Below are 8,596 nucleotides of genomic sequence, written 5' to 3'. Positions count from 1 at the left end.
GATCGCGGACAATTTCTTCTGAGAGAATTCGCTTACGCGTAGCTTCAGTGAGTGCGCCTTTTTCGGCTAACAGTAAACGCCGACGGATAGCATCTAGTTTATCGCGATCGCTTCTTTTCGTGCCAAACTCCTCTGGGCGACGATTATGATATTCTCGTAGTGATTTTTCTGCATTGGCAATTCGCACCTGATAAGCTGAACGCATCTCTTCATAGATAGCTTTTGGTAATATTCCCGATTTCAACAAACTATCTAATTCATCCTGTGCCGCCTTACCAGTAATTAATTGTGCTTGCATTTCTTCGATTCGGTGGCGAGATGCAGAAAAGTGAGACAGATTTAAACGTTTGACTAACCACGGTAAACTTACACCCTGTCCCACCAGAGAAAGTAACACTGTCCCAAACACTATAGGAATTATGGTTTCTCGTCCTACCAGTCCAATGGGTAAACTTAACGCCAACACCATCGACAACGAACCCTTAATATTACCCAGAAACAAAACGTGTTGCCAACGCCACGGTATAGTCCGGTCAAACCAACCCACCATTGCTAACAGGGGATACACACAAACCATCCGTCCCATTTGGTAAGCCAGAATTGCTAATAATACCGCAGGGAGAATAGACCAAAGAGTTGTGAGATTAACTTCTAAACCAATTAACAAAAAAATTAAGCTATTGACACCAAAACCCAGAGATTCCCAAAAAGTTAGTAATGTTAGACGAGTAGAAGCCGATACATTACCCGCCAGCCCTTTAGTCCCCACAATTAAACCAGCCACCACCACTGCTACCACACCAGATACACCCAGCAATTGCCCAGCTTGAAAAGCTCCCAAAGCTACAGCCATTGTGAGTAAAATACTACTAAGCGGCTCATCTGACCGCACAAATAAACCAGTACTCAAATAGCCCAGAACTAAGCCCAGCAAAGTACCACCCACAATCACTACCAAAAATTCTCGGAATCCATCCAGGATTGAGAGTGAACCAGACGCATTAAATTGTAAAATTAAGCTAAATAAAACCAGCGCCACACCATCGTTAAATAAACTTTCTCCTTCCACAATGGTAGAAAGTCGCGAAGGAACCGGTACTTCTTTGAACACAGCAATCATGGAAACAGTATCAGTGATTGCTAAAATCACTCCAGCTAAAAGTGCTTGTATCCAATCTATTCCCAGTCCCCATTTCAAAAGTATTGCTGTCACCCCAGAAGAAATCACCACTCCCGGCCCCGCTAATAAAGCAATGGGTTTAACGGTGCTACGCAGGCGACTGATATCAGTATTAATTGCTGCCTCAAACACCAGAATTGGTAAACACAAATTTAATATGAGAGAATCATTCAAACCAATGCGACTGGGTAGCAATTCCGTAATTGCCAATCCAGCCAGCACTAAACCCGCAACATAAGGAACTTTAAGCCTGCGAGATAGCAGCGCCACAGCTGTAGCAACCAACAGCAGAATAATTGAAACTTTGACTAATTCGGTAACATTCACTGATATTTTGACAAGTTATTTGAGTTTGCTGATAAATCTTAATCTGAAGCTGAGGTTAACACAGGCGAGTTTCATCAATTTGAGCAGACAAAGTTAAATGTAAAACTATACCGACTTTTACTTATGATTATGGAATCAGCAGTTGGTGAACAAATTATCACCACTAATCTTAAACAATTTCTTTTAGTACTTTCGGTGTCTTTAGGAGTGGCGACTTTACCGCAGATATTTAGTTGGTTTCGCCACATACCTTATACTTTACTTCTAGTGATTGTGGGCTTAGGGTTGGCCTTTGTTGATGTCCGCCTTGTCACCCTTTCCCCAGAATTAATTTTGTTTATCTTTTTACCACCTTTATTATTTGAAGCTGCCTGGAATTTGCACTGGGCGGAGTTAAAGCGCAATTTAGTCACAATTTGCCTCTACGCAGTTTTAGGGGTAGTAATTTCCATTGCAGGCATAGCATTTGGTCTAAATCAATTAGCGGAGATATCTTTAACTACAGCTTTGCTGATTGGCGCTAGTTTATCTGCAACTGACCCGGTTTCTGTGACTGCTTTATTCCGAGAATTGGGCGTAGGTAAAAATCTCACCACCATGATGGAAGGCGAAAGCTTGTTTAATGATGGCATGGCGGTGGTGGCTTTTGGTTTTATGGTGGCGCTATCTTTGGGAAATGCCAAATTGGGTTTCCAGCCAATTTTATTGCAGCTTGTGATAGTTGTTGGGATTGGCGTAGCTGTGGGAGGATTAATTGGCTTTGGTATATCTTATCTAACCCAGCGCTTTGATTTACCGATGGTGGAACAGTCTTTAACTCTGGTTTCGGCTTACGGTACTTACCTAGTTATTGAAGAGTTGGGGGGTTCGGGTGTAATTGGAGTTGTCACCACAGGTTTAATTTTAGGTAACTTTGGTTCTCGCGTCGGCATGAATCCCCGCACTAGGGTGATTGTTTCAGAATTTTGGGATTTTTTGGCATTCTTTGTGAACTCCATTGTCTTTTTGTTGATTGGCGACCAAATTCGCTTTGCTGTTTTGGGGGAAAACCTGCAAATTATTGGGATCACAATAGCTGCCATGATTTTAATGCGGGCTGTGGCTATTTATCTTCTCAGCAATTTGAGTGCTGTGATTACCCAACATCAAATCCCTTTACCTGAACAAACCGTTTTATGGTGGGGTGGGGTACGGGGTTCTGTTTCTATCGCCTTAGCTTTAAGTGTACCCATAGGACTACCACAACGAGAAACAATCATTGCGACGGTGTTTGGAGTGGTTTTATTTACTCTGCTTGTCCAAGGATTGACAATAAAACCTTTGTTACAGAAGCTAAATCTTTTGGGTGATGCGCCTCTACGTGATCAATATTCACAACTAGCTACTCGTCACGTCGCTTTAGAACGGGTTTTGCAACACCTCCAATCAGATAAGCGTCCAGGTATTGACCCGGAGTTTTACCGTTACCAGGAAACACTAATTAAAGGCGAGATTGAAAATCTGCAAACGAAAATTGATAAGTTACAGATTGAGTATCCCAATATTCGCACCTTTATCACTGAACAGTTTCGGGAGGAACTTTTGGCTATTGAGGCTGATACCTATGCAGAATTTGTCCGGGCTGGTCGGTTAAATACGGAATTAGCCCCTATGCTGGCAGATGTTTGGGAAAATGGCAATAGTCATTAGTCAGAGGAGTTTGGCGATCGCTTCTCATTGAAAGTTGCATGGGAGTAGGTAGTTCAGCTTGAATCAGTCTGAGCTAAAGATTGCATCCCTAAATATACCACTTGGTTGCAAGAAGGGTTTTCAAAAGCAGCTATGAGGGAATGGGTGAGGGAGAGGCGATGCCTACGGCGAGCGAAGCTATCGCATTTATTTTTTCGGTGGTTTTGGTGGTCTAGCAAAAACATTAAACATCACCAGGATTTGGTAATACTGGACGTTCACCATACTCATTATTATTCTGAGGATGTTCTATTTTCATATAGCGTACACTACCTTTTGGTTTTCCAGGAAAACTTAAGATTGTTAATAACATTTTGATACGTTCTACATTTTCTAAATTGGTATCAGAAGTTTCACCTATTCTTTCTAACAAATATTTTTTAAATTCTTCTACAAATATTTCAGCAAGTTCATTAGCATTGTAATTACCTGTTTCCCAGCTATTGTCATTAAATAATTTACGATAACGTTTTTCTTGGCGTTGACTAAGCCATAATACTTGGTTAGTCAGCTTCACTGCTCCCATGCCAAAAGGTTTACCCATACCAAGAGAAAAACGATATTCTTGATTATTTTTCACATAAATACGCTTTTCTTTTTCTTTCGCTAAATCCAATACCCATAATAATGCACCTAGTTCTTGTTCAGTTAAATTATCAAAATAAATTTTGAAATGAAACCTAATCTGTGGATTGATAGGTCTAATTTTTGTATATTGTTTTGGTTTGTCTTTTATTTCTTGCGAATTATCCTCCGTAATTGAACTATTACTAACATCTTTATGATGCCAATATAATTTATATCCACGAATTACTGTATCTTGATTAGGAACACTACCATAGTGTTTGAGATTTTCCCTTTTACCATCAGGGTCAGTTTGTACTAAATAATGCTGAAAGGTAGTAGGTTTAGGAGTAGCTAAAATTGGAGGAGTAATTCTTTCATCAGAGTTCTGCTGACACCAAATCTGATCTTCTGGAATTGTATCATCAACCATAGCATCAGTAATAAAAATTCTTCCAGCGCGAGCTTGATCTTGTGATTTTTTATTTACCCATCCAAATATTGCTTCATTCATGTCAATATCTGAGTTTTCAGAACTCTTTAATCTGGAAGGAATAAAATCTGTAACTGAAGCAGCACGTCCATTATTAGCAGAAGGAGTATAAGGTACACGGAAGTTAGGACTATGACCAAATAGAGTTACTTTTTCATTTGGTTTAGGTTCTCTGAAGAAAACAGGACAACCATTTTTTAAGACACCGCTATTTTCATCAAAAAATTTTTTCTGAAATTCCGTTAATCCTGCAATATAATCCTCTACAGCACCAGGATCAATTTCTTTATAATCATTTGTTTTTTCTCCTATTAAACAATGATATTGACGTGAAGATTTACCTTCTGTATTTCCTTCTATCATGTTACCACTTGTAACTAGATATCCACTATATTTATGATTAGGGTTATCTTTGCTAATCTGGTTGGCAATGTAGCGAGTTTTATATTGAGTGATATCATCAAATTTTACCTCTAAATATTGAGGTTTATAATCAGTTCTATTTAGTTTTATTAACTCAATATCATCAGGTATCAATGATTCTTTAATCCATACAAAGGGGTATTTTTCGATATCTTTCGCAATATAGATTAACCATGTACTATCCTTTTGTTGTTGTATATATCCAGCTTTTACTTTATTTTTGTCTCGATCCAGTAGTTTTTTATTATATTCTCCAGTTAGAGGATCAAGTTTAGGTGCTGCAACAGCACGAAAAAATAATTTTTGATTTCCTGAAACTTGATGAAATTTACTATAAGTAACAATTTCCATAATTGTCCTTAGCATACCTCTAATACTGCTACCAGGAATGATTGGACGATTATTAGCTGGGTTATTGAAAAAATTAGTCCAGCGTTTTTGTTCTTCTGATGTTACCTGCTCCAATTCTTGATGATTACAACTTAAATCGCCAAAATTTTTAAAATCATTTGGAGTTAAACCACCACGAATATATAAAGGTGTTTCTGTAACTAAAGTACACTCAATATAGCCTGTATATCTCTTTTCATCATAACAATTATTATTTGGTAGCTGTTGTGCTAAAACCAACTTGTTTTCATCGGGTAGTTCTACAAAATTATAAGGAGCAAAAGCACGATTGTTTTTAGATTTGGGTGTAATATGTTTAGGATTCATTTTTAAATCTCCTTATTTGTTAAATCAACTAAACGACTTAGATAAATCCGAGCAACACCCGAATCATCAAAATCAATGTAATGACGAACTATTAATCTAACTTTATTTTTTAGTTCACCTTTTTTTCCTAATTCAATATCGGTAAAAGGCACAGCGTGTTTTAGTCCCTGTGAACCATCCCATAATAAAGTAAATCCATTTTCATGATGCTTTCCGTGTGTTCCCCAAAGAATTTGATTTTCAGTAATATAATCATCATTTTCCAAATTTTTATCTTGAATTAAACGAGCTTTAAAACCCCCTTCTATTTTCCAAATCATTACTTCTGATTTATCCCCAAAAATACGACATTGTTGTAAAGTTTTCTCTCTTAACAATGGAAAATCGCATTCAGGAAATAATTTAACTGGTTTAGTAGTGGTAATCAATTCACCATCTTGAAATTTACCCCAGATTACCCCATCATCAGCGTGAGCTAGAAGATAATTTAATTGATTTTCTTTTGCTTGCTCTTCTAACCATTTTTTTAAATCAAAACTATCTGGTATTTTTAAATGGTCACATTTTGGTTTATTCATTTGTTAACCTCATTATTTAATTCAGAAACAAAATTTTCTAAATATTTCACATCACTTATAACTAAAGTTTCTTTTGGTGAAGATTGTTCAATAGTAAATGTTATATTCTCAAATTCTGTATTTTCTTGTTTTCTGCGTAAAGTAATAGTTGCTTTCTTTCCTTGTAATCTACCTCTACCAATACTACTTGCACCTCCTACTGGTAAATCACCAGTCCATAAGTCTTTTATTAGTAACAACAATAACCCAATTTCATGATTTTGAGGATTACGTAATTCAAGATTTAATTTTAAATGTGCATTATCTTTAGGAAATATTGGCTGCTCATTAAATAACGCACCATGCAAAGTACCACCAGTAAAACGGTCAATAGCTATACGGTTTTGTACTAAATCTGTAGTATTTTCAATGACACTTTCATGAACTATTAAACGACTAGCTTTTGCTTCTGAAGTTTTGTTTTTATATAAATCTGAACCAAAGATATTTTCAATAATACTGGTATTTTTACCAATTGTATTAATTATACGTTCTGCGCGATGACGTAAAACACCAGCTAAAGATGTACCAGATAAAACAGGTTTTAATTCTCCATTACGCCAGGATTTTAAATGTACTACATCGGGTGCTTTGTCACTGGACGCTTGACCAGAACGAATTAATAAAGGACTAGCAAGGGTAAATGTAGCATCAATTTTACAGAACTCGCGTTTATCATCCCATTCTTCTGGAAACTTAAGGCCTGCTTCTTTCATGGCCTCAACTATTGAAGTTTTAGGATCAGCTGATTTAGTGCAGGGTGGTTTGGTTAACCAAGAATGGTCAAAAGTTAACCAAGCTATGCGATCGCTTGCATCTTTTAAATTAAAGTTCCAAACTTGCCACTCTTTGATATGACAACGACCAAACCCACGATGTTTTTTCATGCCTAAGCTGATTTCACCGTTTTCTAAACCTTGGAGTGCGATCGCTAATCCTTTCAGTAAACTAGATTCATAGTTAGGAGTATCAGGTTTTTCTTCTATCAACAACTCAAAACATAGAGGAAATTCCGTACCTGCTTCTAGAAACTCTGTATCATATTTTCCCTGTGATTCAGCAGTTCTAGTAATGCTATCAATTTTAACTCCGTCTCTTAATTCTGCCTTAATTAATTCACTACTAATTGCATCATTGATAATGAGTGGACTTTGATCACTATTCTCATCAGTACGTAGTCCTCCAAATAATAAAAATTCATCTCTATTTTGATATTTTCGTAAATAATTACGTAATACACCTGCAATAGATGAACCCATTAGTAATGCCTTATCTTCTATACTGTCACGTAGTATTTGTAAATCAATATTTCCATCTGTATCACCACCTCCTAAACAAGTTGGAGTATATAAGACTAATAATCCACGTATAATAATACGTTTATATATTTTTCGTTGATTACGGTTTTTAATGCGCTTACAAACCATTAGTTTTTCTCCTTAATTGCTTTTTTAGCAACTGCCATAATTAATTGAAGTGTATATTTTTCTAGTAATTTATTATCTTTGGTAATTTTGTCATTTGTAAGACTTCTTTCTATTCCCGCAACTGTAACTTTTATATTGCGTTGATTAGGAATCCAATTACCAGGATTTATCAACCAGTCTTCTAATTGTTTTCTAAGAGTTAGATTGTTAATAAATGCCTTATCAAACTTTTTTTGTGAATTTGTAGGTAAATTATCTAGAAGTGATAAAACCATATTACAATCACCAGTTGATAATGCTTGCCTAGCTACTAATTGCAATCTAGATAATTGACTGTTGCTAATATTTCCTTCTATTTTTAATCTTCCTATCGCTTTCAATAAAGTTTGTTTTAGCTTTTGTTCTAATAATCTTGCAGCCATTTTTTTGGCTAAATTACGAGATATTTCATTTTCTAATGCTGGTTGCTGAGATGGTTTTTGTTCAGGCTGTCTTAAATCAAAGTATTCTTCTGTTAACCAGTTAATGGCAATTCTACCAAAACCTTCATTTTTCCGCTCACCAATAGCTTGATTTTCTAATTGTTGAATTTGTTCTGGAGTTATATCAATGTTTTTAAAAACAAATACACTTCCTGCTGAAAATACAGGAACTTGAGGTAAAGGAAGACCCCATTTTTTATTAAATCCACCAACTATGTTACTACTAGCATAACTACACTTAGGTACTAGCTTAGTTTTTAATATTTTCTCCAATTCCTGAGTTAAAGGTACAGAAATTTGATTAGTATTAGATGGAGGTATCACAGAATAGTGTCCCCACTCATCACGTAAAATTAAATCACTTAACAGGGTTACAGTAAAGTTATCATTATCAATCCGCTCACTAGCTAGAATCTCAATTTCATTCCAATTATTAACGAGTTTTAAATCTTCGATTTTTGTATGGCCATAACCAGCACTTTGAGAACCACCTAGCCACATATTTGGTGATAAATTTAGTAAAATATTGATTATTTGTGCATCAGTATCATTACTACATAGAATAACAGCTTGTAATTTTTGACCAGCATCAATAGCTTCATATTTGAAAATCTCTCCTTCGCCTTCTCGCTGTTGAG

6 protein-coding genes are annotated in these 8,596 nt (G+C 36.1%); 1 reads left to right on the top strand and 5 read right to left on the bottom strand.

Annotated elements, in window-relative coordinates:
- Positions 1-1,507, bottom strand: a 1,507-nt coding sequence (locus tag VB654_RS17475; protein WP_323215086.1) for a sodium:proton antiporter, incomplete at its 3' end; no start/stop codon positions are given.
- Positions 1,508-1,630: 123 nt separating this feature from the next.
- Between VB654_RS17475 and VB654_RS17470 the strand changes: the two genes are divergently transcribed.
- Entirely contained in the window at positions 1,631-3,196 is a 1,566-nt protein-coding gene (locus tag VB654_RS17470; RefSeq protein WP_323215085.1) for a sodium:proton antiporter, read from the top strand.
- A gap of 223 nt (positions 3,197-3,419) precedes the next feature.
- On the opposite strand, the gene VB654_RS17465 is transcribed toward VB654_RS17470, so the two are convergent.
- The 4 genes from VB654_RS17465 to VB654_RS17450 form a co-directional block, all read right to left on the bottom strand.
- Positions 3,420-5,432 (bottom strand): TIGR03986 family CRISPR-associated RAMP protein, encoded by a 2,013-nt coding sequence (locus VB654_RS17465; protein WP_323215084.1) that lies wholly within the window; start codon positions 5,430-5,432, stop codon positions 3,420-3,422.
- 2 nt (positions 5,433-5,434) lie between these two features.
- Positions 5,435-6,010: a CRISPR-associated protein Csx19 gene (csx19, locus tag VB654_RS17460; protein WP_323215083.1), complete on the bottom strand. Its 576-nt coding sequence runs from the start codon at positions 6,008-6,010 to the stop codon at positions 5,435-5,437.
- Entirely contained in the window at positions 6,007-7,476 is a 1,470-nt protein-coding gene (locus VB654_RS17455; protein WP_323215082.1) for an RAMP superfamily CRISPR-associated protein, read from the bottom strand. The genes csx19 and VB654_RS17455 overlap by 4 nt, the downstream gene beginning before the upstream one ends.
- The coding region (locus VB654_RS17450; RefSeq protein WP_323215081.1) for a hypothetical protein at positions 7,476-8,596 on the bottom strand (1,121 nt) is incomplete at its 5' end. The genes VB654_RS17450 and VB654_RS17455, both read right to left, overlap by 1 nt.

The sequence above is a fragment of the Nodularia sp. UHCC 0506 genome, from assembly GCF_034931045.1.
Lineage (GTDB): Bacteria > Cyanobacteriota > Cyanobacteriia > Cyanobacteriales > Nostocaceae > Nodularia.
Note: the sequence above shows the minus strand (reverse complement) of the source record. Positions and strands in the feature narration are given on the sequence as shown.